This is a genomic window from Methylobacter tundripaludum SV96 (assembly GCF_000190755.2).
GTDB classification, from domain to species: domain Bacteria; phylum Pseudomonadota; class Gammaproteobacteria; order Methylococcales; family Methylomonadaceae; genus Methylobacter_A; species Methylobacter_A tundripaludum.
Map to the genome: position 1 here is coordinate 488326 of NZ_JH109153.1, position 17058 is coordinate 505383.

At 54.4% G+C, this 17058-nt stretch carries 11 protein-coding genes; 3 read left to right on the forward strand and 8 right to left on the reverse strand.

The features are described from left to right. Positions 1 to 129: 129 nt before the first annotated feature. The 3 genes from METTU_RS15285 to METTU_RS15295 all read left to right on the forward strand — a co-directional run bounded on the left by METTU_RS15285 (position 130) and on the right by METTU_RS15295 (position 6219). Complete coding sequence (locus METTU_RS15285; protein WP_254257983.1) at positions 130 to 1713, forward strand: efflux transporter outer membrane subunit; 1584 nt, start codon at positions 130 to 132, stop codon at positions 1711 to 1713. 241 nt (positions 1714 to 1954) lie between these two features. Then, positions 1955 to 3103, forward strand: coding sequence for an efflux RND transporter periplasmic adaptor subunit (locus METTU_RS15290; protein ID WP_254257985.1), 1149 nt, complete (start codon positions 1955 to 1957; stop codon positions 3101 to 3103). Further along, positions 3100 to 6219, forward strand: a complete 3120-nt coding sequence (locus METTU_RS15295) for an efflux RND transporter permease subunit (protein WP_006892669.1) — start codon at positions 3100 to 3102, stop codon at positions 6217 to 6219. The genes METTU_RS15290 and METTU_RS15295 overlap by 4 nt, the downstream gene beginning before the upstream one ends. A gap of 990 nt (positions 6220 to 7209) precedes the next feature. Here the strand turns inward: METTU_RS15295 and galE are convergent. The 8 genes from galE to METTU_RS15340 all read right to left on the reverse strand — a co-directional run bounded on the left by galE (position 7210) and on the right by METTU_RS15340 (position 17057). Beyond that, positions 7210 to 8223 carry a UDP-glucose 4-epimerase GalE gene (galE, locus tag METTU_RS15305; protein WP_006892673.1) on the reverse strand — a complete coding sequence of 338 codons (1014 nt, stop codon included), beginning with the start codon at positions 8221 to 8223 and terminating at the stop codon, positions 7210 to 7212. A gap of 83 nt (positions 8224 to 8306) precedes the next feature. Next, positions 8307 to 9230: a glycosyltransferase family 2 protein gene (locus METTU_RS15310; protein WP_006892675.1), complete on the reverse strand. Its 924-nt coding sequence runs from the start codon at positions 9228 to 9230 to the stop codon at positions 8307 to 8309. Then, positions 9223 to 10425 carry a glycosyltransferase family 4 protein gene (locus METTU_RS15315; protein ID WP_006892677.1) on the reverse strand — a complete coding sequence of 401 codons (1203 nt, stop codon included), beginning with the start codon at positions 10423 to 10425 and terminating at the stop codon, positions 9223 to 9225. The genes METTU_RS15310 and METTU_RS15315 overlap by 8 nt, the downstream gene beginning before the upstream one ends. Positions 10426 to 10720: 295 nt before the next feature. Then, on the reverse strand, positions 10721 to 11575 hold the full coding sequence (locus METTU_RS15320; protein WP_006892679.1) for a glycosyltransferase family 2 protein: 855 nt from the start codon (positions 11573 to 11575) through the stop codon (positions 10721 to 10723). 5 nt (positions 11576 to 11580) lie between these two features. Further along, positions 11581 to 12363, reverse strand: coding sequence for a glycosyltransferase family 2 protein (locus tag METTU_RS15325; protein WP_006892681.1), 783 nt, complete (start codon positions 12361 to 12363; stop codon positions 11581 to 11583). A gap of 159 nt (positions 12364 to 12522) precedes the next feature. Beyond that, positions 12523 to 13467, reverse strand: coding sequence for a class I SAM-dependent methyltransferase (locus METTU_RS15330; protein ID WP_006892683.1), 945 nt, complete (start codon positions 13465 to 13467; stop codon positions 12523 to 12525). Positions 13468 to 13946: 479 nt separating this feature from the next. Then, the gene (locus tag METTU_RS15335; RefSeq protein ID WP_006892685.1) at positions 13947 to 15266 is read right to left on the reverse strand and encodes a lipopolysaccharide biosynthesis protein; all 1320 of its coding nucleotides are present in this window, start codon (positions 15264 to 15266) and stop codon (positions 13947 to 13949) included. Between the two features lie 537 nt (positions 15267 to 15803). Then, entirely contained in the window at positions 15804 to 17057 is a 1254-nt protein-coding gene (locus METTU_RS15340; protein ID WP_006892689.1) for an O-antigen ligase family protein, read from the reverse strand. Position 17058: the final 1 nt, after the last annotated feature.

The window sequence follows — 17058 nt, forward strand, 5'->3', positions numbered from 1 at the left end:
GAGGACGCAGATACGCCACTGGGCAGCGTGATTCGATAGGTTGTGTTAACACGCCAGACGCAAGCAAAACAAAATCCATTGCGACTGGAATCCCGAACTGCGAGCGCGAACCGACACGCTTAGGAGTTAATGATGCAATGGGCCGTTAAACTCTCTGGGTTTTACCCGGTTTGGTCATTGGCTTTTCTGTTGCTCTCCAGCTGTATGGTCGGGCCCGACTATGTTCGTCCTGCTACCGAAACGGCTACTCAATGGCTGGAAGCCGAGGACCGGCGGCTTAATACGACTTCCGCCAACGATCAAACTTGGTGGAAATCATTCAACGACCCGGTTCTGAATCAGCTAATCGATCGCGCCTACCTCGAAAATCTCAACATACGCATAGCCGGAGTGCGGGTTCTCGAAGCCCGCGCCCAGCTGGGAATCGCCATCGGTAATATCTATCCGCAAAATCAGCAATTAACCGGTTCGCTGAGCAAAGTACACCTCAGTGAGCGTGCCTCGCAGGCGGCTTTTTCCAAGATATTCGATTACGCCCAGACGCAGCTGGGATTGACCGCCAGTTGGGAAATCGATTTCTGGGGCAAGTTCCGCCGCGCCATCGAATCGGCGGACGCCGGATTTCAGGCTGCGGTGGCCGATTACAACAACGCGCTGGTCAGTCTCACCGCCGACGTGGCGCATGCGTATATCACTATCCGAACGCTGGAAAAACGCTTGAGCATTGCGCGGCAGAATGTCGATACCCAAAAGGAAAGCCTGAACATTGCGAAAATCCGCTATAACGGAGGCACAACCTCCGAGCGGGATGTCGAACAGGCCAGGACCGTGCTGGCTAATACGCAGGCCTCTATCCCGACACTGGAGATCGGGCTGCGGCAGCAACAGAATGCTCTCAGCGTTCTGCTGGGTGCGGCTCCCGGCCGGATCAGCGGTTTATTGGCTGGAACCGCGCAGATCCCCGCGCCGCCCGTGCAGGTAGCCGTAGGCATACCCGCCGAACTGCTGCGGCGTCGGCCCGACGTCCGCCATGCCGAATGGCAGGCAGCCGCCCAATCCGCCAGCATCGGCGTGACCAAGGCCGCTCTGTATCCCGCTCTCTCGCTCACCGGCACTTTTGGCTTGCTGTCCAGCGATGTCGGCTCGTTTGCTCTGGGCGATGTTTTTCTCTGGAAAAGCCGAACCGCCAACTTTGGTCCGGCGCTGCAATGGAACATCTTCAACTACGGACAAATCACCAACCAGGTGCGGGTGCAGGACGCACGGCTACAGGGCTTATTAATCAGTTATCAAAACACTGTGCTCAGCGCTCAGCGGGAAGTGGAAGACAACCTGGTGGCATTTCTACGTTCCCAGGAACGCGCCCAATCGTTGGGAGAAAGCACCGCAGCGGCCCAGCGCTCGCTCGATCTGGCGACATTGCAGTACCGGCAGGGGATCACCGATTTCACCACCGTGCTGACGGCTCAGCAGGCGCTGTTAAGCGAACAAGATAGCCTAGCCAATACCTTGGGGGATATTTCCAACAATCTGGTCGGTGTGTATCGCGCCTTGGGCGGCGGGTGGCAGGTTCGAGATAGTAAGGACGTCGTGCCTGATTCGGTCAAGGAACAGATGGCAAAACGTACCGATTGGGGCGGCTTATTGACGCCTGCCGCCCAGCCATCGCCGGATGCCGAGACACCATCGGGCGTCAGTTGGCCGCGATGGTGAGGATGGAGCGAAAGCTATGATCAGGCACGACATTGTGAAGTCTGCTAATTTGCTAGTTCCCAAGCTCCAGCTTGGGAATTCGGTGCTGGAAGCTCTAGCTTCCCGTCTCGCGAAGCTACGACTTGCATGGATGCAGGAGGTAGAGCAACGCAGGAGCGGTTGCCGAGAGCTTCGCCCCCTGGGTTCCCAAGCTGGAGCTTGGGAACCAGCCCGGCACATTGCGAAGTTGCTGTGGATGGCAATGATCATTGGCGCCGGTTGCGAAGACAAGAATACCTACGTACCGCCCCCTCCCCCACAGGTCACGGTTAGCCGGCCCGTTCATCAGCGGGTTAGCGAATACCTGGAATTTACCGGAAACACCCAGGCTTTCAATTCAGTCCAGCTCGTCGCACGCGTGCAAGGCTATCTGGAAAAGGTTTTCTTTCACGACGGCGATAGCGTAAAGAAAGGCCAGCCGCTGTTCCTGATTCAACAGGACACTTATCTGGCCCGATTGAAACAGGCTAAGGCTCAAGTGCTTCAGCAACAGGCCAGCCTCAACCACGCGCAAACCGAATTGGACCGGTTCGGCGGCTTGGTGCGGCAACATGCGGCGGCCCAGACGGATGTGGACAATTGGCGGTTCGAGCGCGATAACGCGAGGGCCGCAGTGGTGGCCGCCGAGGCGAATCGCGATCTGGCTAAATTGGATCTGGACTACACCAAGGTTGTCGCGCCTTTTGACGGACGTATTGACCGTCGGCTCAAGGACCCCGGCAACCTCGTGGGTGCCGGTGAATTTACCCCGTTGGCCCAGATCAACCAGATAGATCCCATCTACGTCTACTTCACCATCAACGAGACGGAGCTGCTGAGAGTTATCAAACAGACCAACGTCGGACCGGGCGAGGCCGAACAAATGAAAATACCGGCTTCGCTCGCGCTGTCCGGCGAAAAAGGCTATCCCCATCAGGGATACCTCGATTTCACGGCGATTTCCATAACACCGACGACCGGCACATTGCTGTTGCGCGCCAGTTATCCCAATGCCGACGGCAGGATCTTGCCGGGGCTGTTCGCTCGGGTGCGGGTGCTCGTGGTCAACTCGGAAAAAATGGCGTTACTGATACCGGAAGCGGCCATTGGCTATGACCAGCTGGGCTCATACCTGCTGGTAGTGGACGACAACAACGTCGTTGAGCGTCGCCCGGTCAAGCTTGGCATCCAGGCTGACGATGGGAGGGTGATCGAAGAAGGACTCGGCGCTCAAGACTGGGTCATTGTGACGGGTCTCCTGCGCGCAATTCCGGGAAATACGGTGAAGCCGATACGAAAACCCCTGACTAAGACCGAGAGCAACGGGGACGTTTCTTCCGCTCCGGCCGAGTTGGAGAAGCAAACGCCATGATCTCCCAATATTTCATTGAAAGACCGATTTTCGCCAACGTCATCGCGATTATCACCGTCATTCTGGGCCTGGTTTGTTTTATGAACCTGCCCGTGGCGCAATATCCGCCCATTGTGCCGCCGACCATTCAGGTGACTGCACGCTATCCGGGGGCCAGCGCCGAAGTGGTTGCGAATACGGTGGGCATCCCCATCGAGCAGGCGGTCAACGGCGTGGAGAATTCTCTGTATATGCTGTCGACCAGCGCCAGCGACGGCAGTTACACCTTAACGATCACCTTTAACGTGGGAACCGATCTTAATACCTCCACGGCGCTGGTGCAGAACCTGGTCAACAGCGCTTTGCCGCAACTTCCCGATTCGGTTCAACCCCAGGGCGTCAATGTAAAAAAGGTTTCCACGGACATCTTGTTGGTGGTAGGGCTGTATTCGGAAGACGACCGGTTTGACGACACATTTCTTTCCAACTACGCCGTGATCAATTTGCAGAACCCGCTGGCGCGCTTGCCCGGTGTGGGCCAAATCGCGGTGCGCGGGGCCGGGCCTTACAGCATGAGGGTCTGGTTGAATCCGGAAAAGCTTCGTTATTTAAACTTAACGACGCAGGATGTGGTCAACGCCATCCAGAGTCAAAACCTGCAAGTGGTCGCAGGGCAATTGGGCGGCCCTCCGATCCCTGCGAACCAGACCTTTCAATTCACCGTCAACGCGATGGGCCGCTTGGCTGATGTGGGGCAATTCGAGAATATCGTTATCAAAAGCACCCGCAGCGAGTCGGCGCAAATCGTGCGGATTCGCGATGTCGCCCGCGTCGAGCTTAGCCGCCAAAGCTACAGCAACTTTTCCGAGTCGAGCGGCCACAAGGCGACGGTGATGCCGGTGTTTACCTTGCCCGGCGCCAACGCGCTTAGCGTAGCGGAAGAGGTTAAAAAGGCCATGGCGACCATGAGCAAGGATTTTCCGCCCGGCCTGAAATACGAAATTCACTACGACACCACGAAGTTTGTCCGTAGCGCGATACACGATGTTTACATTACGCTGTTCGAGGCCGGCCTACTGGTGCTCATCGTCGTCGTGGTCTTTTTACAGAATTGGCGGGCTACGCTGGTACCGGCGACGACCATCCCGGTCACCCTGATCGGTTCCTTTGCGGCGATGTCCATGCTTGGCTTCGGCATCAACCTGTTGACCCTGTTCGCGCTGATTCTGGCGATCGGTATTGTCGTGGACGATGCCATTGTTATCGTCGAAAACGCCTCGTATCATATCGAGCAAGGCCTGGCCCCCAAAGAAGCAACAATCAAAGCGATGCAGGAAATCACCGGGCCGATCATGGGTATTACTTTGGTGTTGACTTCGGTGTTTCTACCGGCCGCCTTTCTTCCGGGGATCACCGGGCAGCTGTTCCGCCAGTTCGCTTTGGTCATTGCGTCCACGGCCATCATCAGCGCGATCAATGCGCTGACACTTAAGCCGACCCAGTGTGCTCTGTGGCTGCGCCCGGTTCAAGACAAGCAAGTCAATTGGTTCTTCCGCGGCTTTAACAAGGCTTATGGTTTCCTCGAACGTGCTTACGTGCGCTTGGTTACCTGGATGGTACAACGGGCCGTTGCGATGGTTTTGCTGTACATGCTGATAATCGTCCTCAGCGCGTGGAGGTTTGCCTATCATCCCACGGGATTCTTACCCACCGAAGACCAGGGCTATGCGATGGTGATCACCCAACTTCCGGACGCGTCCTCGCAGCCGCGCGTGACCGCCGTGACCCAATCACTGAATGAGATTCTTCATAAAACCCAAGGCGTGGAAGCTTGGGTGACCATCGGCGGATTGTCTATACTGGACGGCGCGAACGTCTCCAACATCGTCACCACCTTTATTGTTTTTGACGATTGGAGCAAGCGGGGAGCGGATCTGAGCCAGGACGCGATTACCGCCAACCTGCGCCGCGATCTAACGCCTTTGGAGGAATCCGGGTCCCTTGTGCTGGTCCCCCCTCCGATTCGCGGACTGGGCCAAGGCGGCGGTTTCCAGTTGATGGTCGAGGATCGTCAAAGTCTGGGCCTTGCCGAGTTGCAAAAAGCAGTCAACGAAGTCATCCGCGCGGGCAACTCCCAGTCCGGCTTGCAGAATTTAATCTCGACTTTCAATGCGCGCAGCCCGCAGCTTTTCCTGGATATTGACAGAACCAAGGTGGAGTCGCTAAATATTCCCTTAAACAACGTGTTTTCCACGTTGCAGACCTATCTGGGCTCGTCCTTTGTCAATCTGTTTAACAAGTTCAACCAGGTCTTCCAGGTTTATGTTCAGGCCGATGCGCCCTTCCGTTTACAGCCGGAAGACATCAAGAACCTTTATGTGCGAAATGAGCAGGGCGAAATGGTGCCGTTAGGTACCTTGTTGCAGGTGAAGCGCACTGTCGGCCCCGAGCTGGTGATGCGTTACAACCTTTACCCTGCGGCGCAAATATACGGCGCTGCCGCTCCGGGATTCAGCTCCGGACAAGCCCTGAATCTGATGGAACAATTAGCCAATAATGTCCTGCCCAAGGGGATGAGCTTCGACTGGACGGCAACGTCCTTCCAGGAAAAGCAGGTGGGTAACCAAGCCTACTTCATTTACGCTCTTTCGATCACCTTGGTATTCATGGTACTGGCGGCTTTGTACGAAAGCTGGACCAGTCCCCTGGCCGTGGTGCTGGTCGTTCCGATGGCCCTGGTGGGCGTCCTGCTGGCCCTGATGATGCGGGGATTCGACAATAATCTTTATACGCAGGTCGGACTGATCCTGATGATCGGCCTGGCTTGCAAGAATGCCATTCTTATCGTCGAATTCGCCCGGCAACTGCAAGCCGAAGGGATGTCCGTGACGGAAGCTGCGGTGGAGGCCACCCGGCGGCGATTCCGGCCCATCGTCATGACCTCGTTCGCTTTCATTCTGGGCGTCGTGCCTTTGCTCGGCGCCTCGGGAGCGGGCGCGGCCAGCCAACAGGCTATCGGTACGGTGGTTTTCGGCGGCATGCTGTCTTCGACGCTGTTGGCAATACCGTTCGTACCGGTGCTTTACGTCATGACGCAGCGGCTGGCGACTTGGGCAACCGACCGTAGTAAGCTATAAATCAACGCCGCCCGCTTTTCATTGATCAAAAATCCCCGAATAAACAAATATAGCCGACCAAAGGAACACGCGCTATGAACGCCAAATCCCCTTAACTATATGTCCGAAAAAATATTAACAGATCGGTTTCTTGGCTATTCAAGACAGGGATTGCACAGATTTTAATAAAGCGTATGTTGGCAAGAGCGAGCCACTAGCAGTCATCATGAGCGGATAGCGCCGTATGTTTGTTTGACACACTTACGAATGCTTCCCCCGCTCATCGACAAGAACGCCCCCTCGCCGCCGCATGTATCTTTTATGGGCTCGAATTGCAAGTCGACAGAGACGTTCCTTAAAGTTTATGCAGCTGTATAGCTTATTTCCCTCATCCATAATCTTGTCGTTAATCTTGTCGTATAACTTACAAGCCTCTTTAATCAATTTTCTTTTCATCCCATTTATTTGTTCGCTCGAATGTTTGTTAGTATTTGAGCCGCTAATACCACAAGAAACGGCTTTAGCGCCCCACTTCATTATTGAAATTTAATCTAATAAACCTATGACTGAGCATCCGTTCATCGCCTTATTCGGCTTTCAGACGACGTTTATATCTGTAAAAAGCTTTACGTCCCAGGAAATATAACCGCACCCCATCCTCTGAACATGCTGATGCTCTATAACTTTGAGCTCTAATGTTGTCGTAAAGCCTGAAGGCTTGCTTGGTCAGTTCTCTAGTTGCCATAGTGTCAACACCTCCCGTCTGGCGAAAATATCAGGATTACACACTAAGTCAAATAATGAGCGATTGGTATATCGTAAAATACCTAGGGAAGCGCTGATTAAATCATTTTTCGCCAGTGCCGGGATATTTATACTCATAGCGGAGGCAAGACGCGACCCGCCCCATCTCCGCTAAAAACAGCTCACGCCGGGTTTGGCGTTTTTTGCAAGGTCTCCAAAACCGAAATTAAGTGAGGAAGACTGGGATTGATTATAAATGGCCGATAGTTAAGCGGTTTTCGTTCCGGCGAATCCGGACGCGTGGTTGTATTCCCATTGCCAAGCGTGCTCGACTATGGCATCCAGGCTCGCATAAGCGGGCTCCCAGCCCAATTGCTGCTTTATTTTATCGGCATTGGCCACTAGACGGGCGGGGTCGCCTTCGCGGCGTTGGCCTTCCTGCACAGTGATGGTCTTGCCGGTGACCCGCTTGGCCGCCTGAATAACGCTCTCGACCGAATAGCCGTTGCCGTTGCCCAGGTTGAATGCGGCGGATTCTCCTGCCGACTGCAAATGTTGCAGAGCCAGCCAGTGCGCCTCGGCCAAGTCGAGGATATGGATGTAATCGCGGATGCAGGTGCCGTCCGGGGTATCGTAATCGCGTCCGAAAACGGTAATGTGCGGGCGGCGGCCGGAGGCGGCTTGCAGCACCAGCGGGATCAGGTGGGTTTCGGGGTCGTGCCGCTCGCCCAGCAAGCCGTCGGGATGCGCCCCGGCGGCATTGAAGTAGCGCAGGCAAACCGATTTGAGGCCGTAAGCGCGATCGTAATCGGCTAAGGCCTGCTCAACCATCAGTTTGCTCCAGCCGTAGGGATTAATAGGCTGCTTGGGATGCGCTTCATCGATAGGCGTGTATTCCGGCTCGCCGAAGATGGCGGCGGTCGATGAGAAAATGAATTTATCGACGCCATGACTGCGCATCGCGTTGAGCAGGTTGAGGGTGTTGACGACGTTGTTCTGGTAATACTTGGCGGGATCTTGCATCGATTCGCCCACCTGGATGAACGACGCAAAGTGCATGACGGCATCGAACTTGTGCTCCCGAAACACTTTGTCGAGTATCAGCCGATCGGCAATATCGCCATGGACGAATTGACCATGCAGCACCGCGTCGCGGTGTCCGCTGGAAAGATTGTCGAGCGTAACCACATCGACGCCTTTCCGGCCGAGCAGCCAGACCATATGGGAGCCGATATAACCGGCGCCGCCGACCACAAGAACAGTTTTAATAGGTTTCGTCATACGAATTAATCCATTATGTATTAAATTTGAATTTCACAGATTGTAACACCTAAATTCTGCAAAAATTGAGTAACCGGAGAGGTTTACGGCAAAGCGCGAAGCCAGTAGGTTTTATGCAGGCTAAAGCGTCTGAGCATAGCTTGCGGCAATCCCCTATGTAATGCGCCCAGCTTGAATCCGAGCCATTTCAAGCCGGTCCGCAACCCTGCGGAGGGAATCAGCCAGGGGGCGTGTTTCATCAGGTAGCGCATTTCCGAAATAACAAAGCGTAAGCCCTCGCCGGACGCGCCGCCGAATGTCTGTTGCAGCCACGCAGTATGCGTATGGAAAACGCCGATGTCGAAGTAGCGCTTAAATTCGTCCAGGAAACCGTAGTCATGCGAATGGAACACTTGGGCATCGGCGCAGTAAGCGATTTTCCAGCCGGATGCCAGCATCTTTCCGGCCACATAGGTGTCCTCGTTCATGATGGTATCGACGGGGAAGCCGCTTACCTGCATCAGTGCATTCCGCCGATAGGCGGCAAAAGAATTGGATATGAACACCGTTTTGATGCCGAAGCGCGCTCGATCTTCCATGCCGCGCAACTGGCTTTCGGCCGGATAATTGAATAGCCGGGCGTGGGCGGCAATCGGCCCGGCGTTCCGATGCGGAAGCTGGCGTCCATAAGCAGCACCGACCCGCTCATCATCAAACTCCGCCAACAACCGTTCGATGGCATCGGCTTTGGCCAATAAGGCATCCTGCGTCAGGAACACGATAATATCCGCCGAAGGCAGCCTGTTCACGCCGGACTGGCGAGTGCCGCCGTGATTAAACTCCGACTTGGAAATCACCTGCACCTCAAAGCCGTGGGCGCGCGCCAAGGCGACGGTGTCGTCGCTGGACGAAGAGTCGATCACCAACAGGTAATCCGGTTTCCGGGTCTGTTGTTCGAAGGCTTTGAGCCACGACTCCCACAGGCTACCGGCGTTTAGCGTGGGTACGATAAGGCCGACCTTAGTCATGCGAGGCTCCCCCGACCAGCGGTTGCGGCAGCTTGGCTTGATCAGGCCTTTTCAACACCTGCCAGACTCGCTCCCCCAGTTTAATGGGATCGAGCTGTTGTTCGACATATTCTCGGCCATACCACGACATCTGTTCCCAGTCCAAACACTCCAGAGATTGCGCTTTACGCAGCACGTCGCACACCGAAGCCTCGGTTCTATCGAAAACGAAACCGGCCCCGAACGATTCCAGATGATCCCATGCCAAGCCTTTGGCGACCATCACCGGGCGTCCTGCGGCCATGGCTTCGGCCACCACATTGCCGAAGTTCTCGCGCATGCCGCCCGCTTCTTCCAGCCCTGAAGGCAACACCAAAAAATGGCTGGAGGCTAACAAGTCCATGACTTCGCCGCGTTCCAGGTAACCGCTGTAACTGATAGCCCCTTGGGCCTGTTCGACCAGCGCCTGGAATTCTTCAAAATAAGCGCCGTCGACGCTACGGCCTGCGATCACCAACCGATCCTCAGGGTTCCGAACTTTCAACCATGCCCTGATAAAGGCGTTGATGCCTTTTTCCTGTTGAATATGTCCCAGAAAGCAAAGCTTCATGCCTTTCCCGGCAGGATACTCGGCTACTTTAATGTCTCGACTGTCGATGCCGTTCGGAACCAGCAGGATGCGGGCATCTTCGCCGAGCACGTTGCGTACGCCTTCGGCCTCGGTGTCGCTGGTGCAATGCACGGCAACGGCCCGGCGCAAGGTTGGAAAGGTCAAGCATTTATAGAACAGCCATTTGTGCGGTTTTTCCCGCCGTATCAAATCGACATGCTCAGGCATCAATCCGCCATGCACGGCGACCATGAACGGACGACGCAACAGCGTGCAAAAAACAGCCGCCAGCGTAGACGGCCAGGTTGCGATGCCGTGGATATAGACCACCGGCGCTTGCAGGCATAATTTAAACAGTTCGGGAATAGCGCCCAGTCCAAAACCCCAGCGCCTGAAGCCATAGCAGCGATACAGCCTGACATCCACCTGTTCGCCAAGACATACCTGCTCAGATCTCAGTCGTCCCGCAATCGACTCGTCGGATGCGATCAACACCATCTTATGACCGCGTTCCGCCCAGGCTTTGGTTAAAACGCCGGCGGTGACGGACACCCCGCCGTAACCTTTAGCCGGGGGGATATGTGTGGTAACGATACCTACATTCATAATATTTCTCCTGAAAAACATTCTCTGAATAAATTGGATAAACAAGGCGAAAGGCTAAGGGCAAAAAAGACCGTCTGCCGTTTTGTACCCTGCCCCTACACCCTTAGCGCTTGCTCTCGTTCCCACGCGCTGCGTGGGAACGTAGTGCCGGACGCGCTGCGTCCCGTATACGCAAGACGTTGGTCATGACTCGCGGCGCAGCGCGCCTTGACTGCATTCCCACGCAGCGCGTGGGAACGAGAGGTAACCGTGTGTCCCCAGCCCTTCGCCCTTCGCCTTTCGCCTTTCGCCTTACTTACCTTCCATACGCCAGAAACCCGCGCCAAATACCGACGAGGTTATAAAAAGAATAAGCCAGCTTTCTCGGGTTCAATAAAACCACGGCCAGCATCATTTTCAGGATGGGCGCGACAAACATCTTGCGAACGATGTAGTACAGAATGAACACATCCTGCTGATTGGCGAATTTCCTGATGTAAGCCCCAACCCCGGTGGAATACATCAGCATTCTTCCGGTTCCCAGCTTGTAGTGATCTTTATCCGGGTGATAAATCTTTATTTCCGGGGTATAAAATGCAGCACTGCCGGCCCGAAGCAAGCGATACAAAAGTTCAAATCCCTCCGCCCCGGAATATTTGGAACCGATCCCGAAGTCGTGATCCAGGTAGAACTGTTTGCCGTCAATCTTTTTCCGATCGAAAAACTGCGTGAACTCCACCCCCATCATATTGAAGCGTGAAAAATACTGCGCACTGTGACTGTTAACACCGATGCTGAATCGGCTGGATGAAAAATCGTACGAACCCGCCACCACGATGGAAAGGTTTGGTCGCCTTTTAAACTCGGTGACCACTTTTTTCAGGACATCCTTGTCATAGGCGCAATCGTCATCGGGAAACGCGACGATTCTGCCCTCGGCCAAGCCTATGCCGTAGTCTCTGGCCCTGGCGTTACCGGTAAAATCCACTTTCACATGCTTCACATCAAGGTAGCTATCGATCGACTCGACAATGTCGTCGATTTTACCGTCCTTGTTTTGATCGATGATAATGAGCTCAAAGTCTTTATAGGTTTGGATCATCAGAGACTTCAAAAAATCAGCCAGCTCCCAGTCCCTTCCCAATGTTGCTAAAACCAACGAAACTTTCATATTAATCACCTTGCCTGAATACCGGCTTTTGCTTGTAAATAGATCGTTGCCTCATACCAGGTAAACATGAGAGCAAATTCCAACCCTGCAACGCCGTCCAAAAAACCGCCCCGAAATACGAAGTGGTATAAAAAACGGGCAATAATCCTGATCCAGGATCGCCCCAATAACACGCTTAACCGTCCGCGCGTGGTCATCACCGCACCCGTTGTCGGCTTAAGCTGCACCTCTTGCGCGGCCTTATCGACATGTTTATGCATCCATTCGATAATCTCGCCATGATAAAAATAGTGTTCATAGGGAATAGCGGAATAGCCGATCCGGCAGGTATTAATCACAGCTTCGCCATGCCCGGTGTGGTTGCGGACAAAGCTTGCCGTTTCCCGGCGCACCAGTCTCGGGTGATAAATGGGATAGCCGGGCGCATGGTTTAAGCGCTTGCCGCGCAGATAAAGTATCGACGGCACCATCAGCACATCAATCGAATCGGTGTCTGTCGTACCGGATTCAAACCAGTCGTAAAATGACTGCGGGTAGATCTCGTCGGCATCGACGAACAATATCCAGGGCGTGCTTATATCGCATTGCCTGATCGCAAAGTTGCGTTGCTCGGCAAAGCCGGGCCACGGATTTATATAAACCCTGCAACCCCGGCTATTGGCGATGGCGACCGTATCGTCGGTGCTTCCCGAGTCCACAATCACAATCGGATAGCGTTCGGGGATAGCAGCCAGACAACCCGGCAGATTGGCTTGCTCGTTTTTGGTCAAAATAGCAATAGTTAACATAATGACTTATTTAAAATTTATGGGTAACTAATTCACCACGAAGGCACGAAGAGCACGAAGAAAAAACACAAACTTCGTGTCCTCGGCAATAGCTCCTGCATTGCTCTACCTCCTGCATCCATGCAGTCGTTCGTGCCTTCGTGGTGAAAAAACGCATTTTTACTGCTTGACCGCATATAAATTGATATAGATGCCCAGCCCGAAGGTGTGCATCAATCCGGCAAACGGAGCTTGCAAATACTTAATCAAGCGATCAACAACGGCAGCCGGTCTTCCTTTCAGTCGCAGCCGTTTGGATAACGCGTTGAACGGGATCCGGGTTATTTGCTCCACCTTGACGACACGAAAGCCGTTTCGTTCCACCAAGGTTCTTAATCCGTTCTCGGTAAAGTAATTGACATGCTCCGGCACCCATAAACAGGCGTTGTCCCTGGTGCCCAGCAGCTTGACTAAAAACGAATCGTAATTAGGCACGGCGCAAGCCAAAACGCCGCCCGACGCCAACAGACCGGACACCTTGCTTATCGCCTGATCCGGTTCGAGCAGATGTTCCAATACCTGCGACATCATCACTACGCCGAACTGCTCGGAGGGTTGGTAATCTTCAAACATCACGGCAAGCGGCTCATCGCCGTTCAGATTTCTGAACACTTCGTTTTCGTATTGGCCGGGATTGATGCTGACCGTCCGGTAACCCGCTTTTCTGAGCGCCTGCGTGTAAAAGCCAAAGCCCGAGCCAATATCGAGCGCCCGGTCATTGCCCGAGTTGTTGAGTCCGTTGGCTTGCCGACTCATGCGCTCGGCGTCCACCTTGCAGTTGGGAAACGCGTCCTCTCTGGCCAGCACATCCTCCAGCGTTATCGCCTGAGTCAGCGCCTGGCCCGAGTATTGGTAAATGGATTGCAGCCATTGCACATGCGGAGGCCGGTTCAAGAATCCGGTTCCACAGCTTTCGCAACGGTATATGTGGAACTCCTTGTGTTTGGCGCTTTCCGTATAATGGAAGTTTTTCTGCCCCCAATATCTTATTTTCTCGGCTCTACAGGCCACGCATTCGCGCAAAATATCGCCATAGATTCCTGAAGCCGCTGATGCATACGTCATGGTATTCCCCCTTTTATTCTTGCTTTGATAAGCTGTTGACTTGTTTTCCACTTAACAACCGTAGGGCGCGCCCTACTCGACCCCTAGTTCCCACGCGCTACGTGGCCCCCGAGCGGGACGGGGGTTGCCACCCCCGTCCCTACCGTTTTCGATAACTACGGCCATATCTTCATCAATCAAACGTTTCGGACGGGGTTGCAAACCCCGTTCCGCCTGTTTGGTTCGAGTGACAGCGAGAACTGGCGTTGCCTACATGGATGTAGGTAAGGGGCGTGAGCAGGAGCGGAAGCTTTTCCGGCAAACACCTCCCGAACTCGCCGGAAACGCCACCTCGCGCTACACGCTTGGATGGCCTTATTCCGGCCTACATCCGAGTCCGCCATTCCAGCATTCATATCGAAATGACGCTCTTCGACAGACTGATGTATAAAGACGAGCGCAGCACGTGGGAACGAGAGCAAACTCGACCCACACCGCTGTCAGGCCGTAACCGACGCTTCCTCATCGACCCGCTCTATTGCCGCTTTATCCTCGACGCCGGTATTCCGCCAGGGTTTGGCCAGTATTGCCAAAACCAACATCTCAACGCCGAAATAAATCGGATTAGCCAGCGCAGCGCCGATCAAGCCGTAATTTTTCACCATCAGCGGAATGCTGATCGCCGCCGTCACCGCCCCGCATACGCGCCCCAGCAATAACAACCGCGTCCGTTTATTAGCCAGTAGCGGTTGAGCCACCACGGTTCCCAAAGCATGCAGCGCACAGCCGACCGCTATGGCAGGCATTAACTCAACCGCCGAATGATAGGATTTTGCGAGCACCATCGATGCGACCCAGTCCTTGGTAACCAGCAATAGCGACACGCCGACAATCCCCAAAGCAACAACGCAGCCTATCCATATCCACAAGATCCTGAATCCTTCCTTGATCCGGTTTTGGGAACAGTACTGAAAATAAACCGGCTGAAAGGTGCGCAACAAAACCATTGCGCTGCGGTTAAACGCCTCATTGATGATCATGTAAGTCGCCGCATATAAACCCACCTCCGCAGCCGTCATCAAATAGCCGATCACATAGCGATCGCCCAAACCGTTAACCCAGAATATCAATTCCATCGGGATTAGCGGCAAGGCGTAGGCCCACACCTCAGTCCTGAAATTACGGGTGATAATAAGCGGTCTGTTTTTGTCAGGCTTAGCGCCCAACATTAACGACCAAGCCGTATTCGAGACCAGGCTTGCCACGATGTAACCCAGCAACACCCACTCAGCCTTTTGGCCTCCCCACACCACCAACGAGATCGCCAACACGGGGCGCAGGATGCTGTCGCTGGTCTGCCACAGACTTGCGCCGCGCTGTTTACGTTCGCCGATCAGCAACTGAATGCCCAGTTCGCGCCGGACGGTTACGACCAGAAGGACGCCTACCAGCATAAACAACCAAACATCGCTATGCGAAAAATAGCTGTAGGTAACGCCGCCCAGCACCAGCAGGCCTATCGCCAACGCCGTTGCTTTCGCCGTCAGTCTTGTCACAACGCCGTATAAAGCGGCACGTTCCCCTTTATTCAGGCACTCCGGCACTATCCTCATGCCGGCGCAAATAAAAGGGTAGGAAAACAGGGTAACGCCCAGCGCCACAAAACCGTTCAACAAAGCAACTTGTCCGTATATGTCGGGCGTTACCAGCTCGGTCAGGACTCGGGTGCCCGCCAACAACGCAATGGCAGACGCCACTTGTCCAAACAGCGCCCAAAACGCGTCACCGAATAATCGTCTTTCTTTCAATAGTCCGAACATAGCTATTTTCCTTTAAAGACTCGTAGTCATGATCCTAAAACCGCAGTTGGAGCCGATGAAAGCCGTTCGTACCGAGCTTGTCGAAGCATGAACGGCTTTCATCGGCCCACCCCATTTGGTACACAGGTATCTACACAGCTTTTTTGTATTATAAATACAATGGATTGCAAGTCGACCTAGCCCCCTCTCCTGTTGGACGACTGCGAGGATGCAGGAGGTAGAGCAACGCAGGAGCAGTTGCCGAGAGGGTTGGGGAGAGGAGAATAAAAACACCCCTTTATATCCCCCTCATCCCAACCTTCTCCCTCAAGGGAGAAGGAGCCGGTACTTCTGTAGATACCTGTGCCTATGGTGAGTATTCCAGAATCCCGCTCACCCCATCCGACAAGCTCATGACAGGCTTCCGCAAGGCTCTCCTGAGCGGTAGTCGAAGAACTCAGGGTGATCGGGATTTTGGAATACTCAACTGCGTTTTTTAAGTTCATCGCTTGGTATCTCTTTAAATATTTTTGGGTTTTCGTGGATCAACTGATTTTTCTACGATGATGGGGGCCGGTAATACGAGCCCGATACTGCCGGACCGGCCTGCACTGGGATCGAAACCGACTGATACCCGGTGCCTAATACCATTCCCCAGAGATACATCAATATCGCGTTTTGCGGAAAATACTCCCACATGTTGAAGGTCAGCCCGGCAACGAAAATAAACATCACCACCAATCCTTTGTTGGGATGAACAGACGTCCTTGTCGTTGTCCATAAAAAGAAAAGATACGCCAGCAGACCGATCAGGCCGTAACCGTTCAGCAGGTATAAATAAAGGCTGTCGGAATCGAATTGCCCCTTAAAATGTTCCGCACCATAGAGCACATTGATGGTGTTGGAACTCAGCCCCAGCCCCCAACCGAACAACAAATCCGCAGGCCCGTGCATCTGTTCGGAAAACACCCGTTGCCACAGGTCTATGCGGCCGTCTTGAGTCGGATCGGCGTCATCGCGTCCGCTGAGCAAAGGGCTGGACGCCAGCACCAGCGCACCCACCGCAAGGATCGGCGCCGGCATGACCAAAGCCCAGCGATCGCGAGGGCGGAGCACCGCATAAACCTGAAAATAAACCACCAGCAGCGAACTGATGAACGCAGTTCGCGAACCGCTCAACAAGGCCAAAAAGATGCTGGCCGCCACCCACTTTCTCATCCCCGGAACCAGCGAGAACAGCAGCGCGCAAGTCGCCATGGTCGCGCCAAACAGGTTGGGACTGACAAAGGTGCCGAACGGCCGACCGCCGCCCAGGAATGACACTCCGAACAAAGGCGGCGCCCACAACGCCTGGGCTATCGCCAACACGGCCTGGAGCGCAATGTAATAGCGAAGATATTGCGCGAACCGATGGATAACATAGCCGCCCGCGCCCAACCGGCTGGTCACGAATCCGATCAAGGCCAGCGGCAGGTATTCGAACACGCGCAGGCCCGCCATCGGCACCACCAGCGGCAAATCCAGATACAGCGCATAGCCGATCTCAAACAACACGTAGGTCGCAATAACGCCCAAAAAAGCCAACACCGCGCTGGACAACGCCCCGTTCCGCAAGCGCGGTTCGAAAAACGCGTAAGCCACCAACACCGCCAGCATCGCCTCGCGAAGAATACGCAATCCGAAATCCTGCTCGCCGTAAACCTCTTTCACCCCGGTCCAGGCCGACTCGACCTGGGGCAAAGAAGCCAGCGTCGACGCGCTGACCAGCGCGAACAACAGCACCGGCAAGTCTTTTTCGAAGCGTATTTTCATC

Excerpts from the sequence above, each read along its gene's own strand:
- METTU_RS15285 (WP_254257983.1), top strand. The coding sequence starts at position 130 with ATGATGCAATGGGCCGTTAAACTCTCTGGGTTTTACCCGGTTTGGTCA.
- METTU_RS15290 (WP_254257985.1), top strand. The coding sequence starts at position 1,955 with ATGATCATTGGCGCCGGTTGCGAAGACAAGAATACCTACGTACCGCCC.
- METTU_RS15295 (WP_006892669.1), top strand. The coding sequence starts at position 3,100 with ATGATCTCCCAATATTTCATTGAAAGACCGATTTTCGCCAACGTCATC.
- galE (WP_006892673.1), bottom strand. The coding sequence starts at position 8,223 with ATGACGAAACCTATTAAAACTGTTCTTGTGGTCGGCGGCGCCGGTTAT.
- METTU_RS15310 (WP_006892675.1), bottom strand. The coding sequence starts at position 9,230 with ATGACTAAGGTCGGCCTTATCGTACCCACGCTAAACGCCGGTAGCCTG.
- METTU_RS15315 (WP_006892677.1), bottom strand. The coding sequence starts at position 10,425 with ATGAATGTAGGTATCGTTACCACACATATCCCCCCGGCTAAAGGTTAC.
- METTU_RS15320 (WP_006892679.1), bottom strand. The coding sequence starts at position 11,575 with ATGAAAGTTTCGTTGGTTTTAGCAACATTGGGAAGGGACTGGGAGCTG.
- METTU_RS15325 (WP_006892681.1), bottom strand. The coding sequence starts at position 12,363 with ATGTTAACTATTGCTATTTTGACCAAAAACGAGCAAGCCAATCTGCCG.
- METTU_RS15330 (WP_006892683.1), bottom strand. The coding sequence starts at position 13,467 with ATGACGTATGCATCAGCGGCTTCAGGAATCTATGGCGATATTTTGCGC.
- METTU_RS15335 (WP_006892685.1), bottom strand. The coding sequence starts at position 15,266 with ATGTTCGGACTATTGAAAGAAAGACGATTATTCGGTGACGCGTTTTGG.
- METTU_RS15340 (WP_006892689.1), bottom strand. The coding sequence starts at position 17,057 with ATGAAAATACGCTTCGAAAAAGACTTGCCGGTGCTGTTGTTCGCGCTG.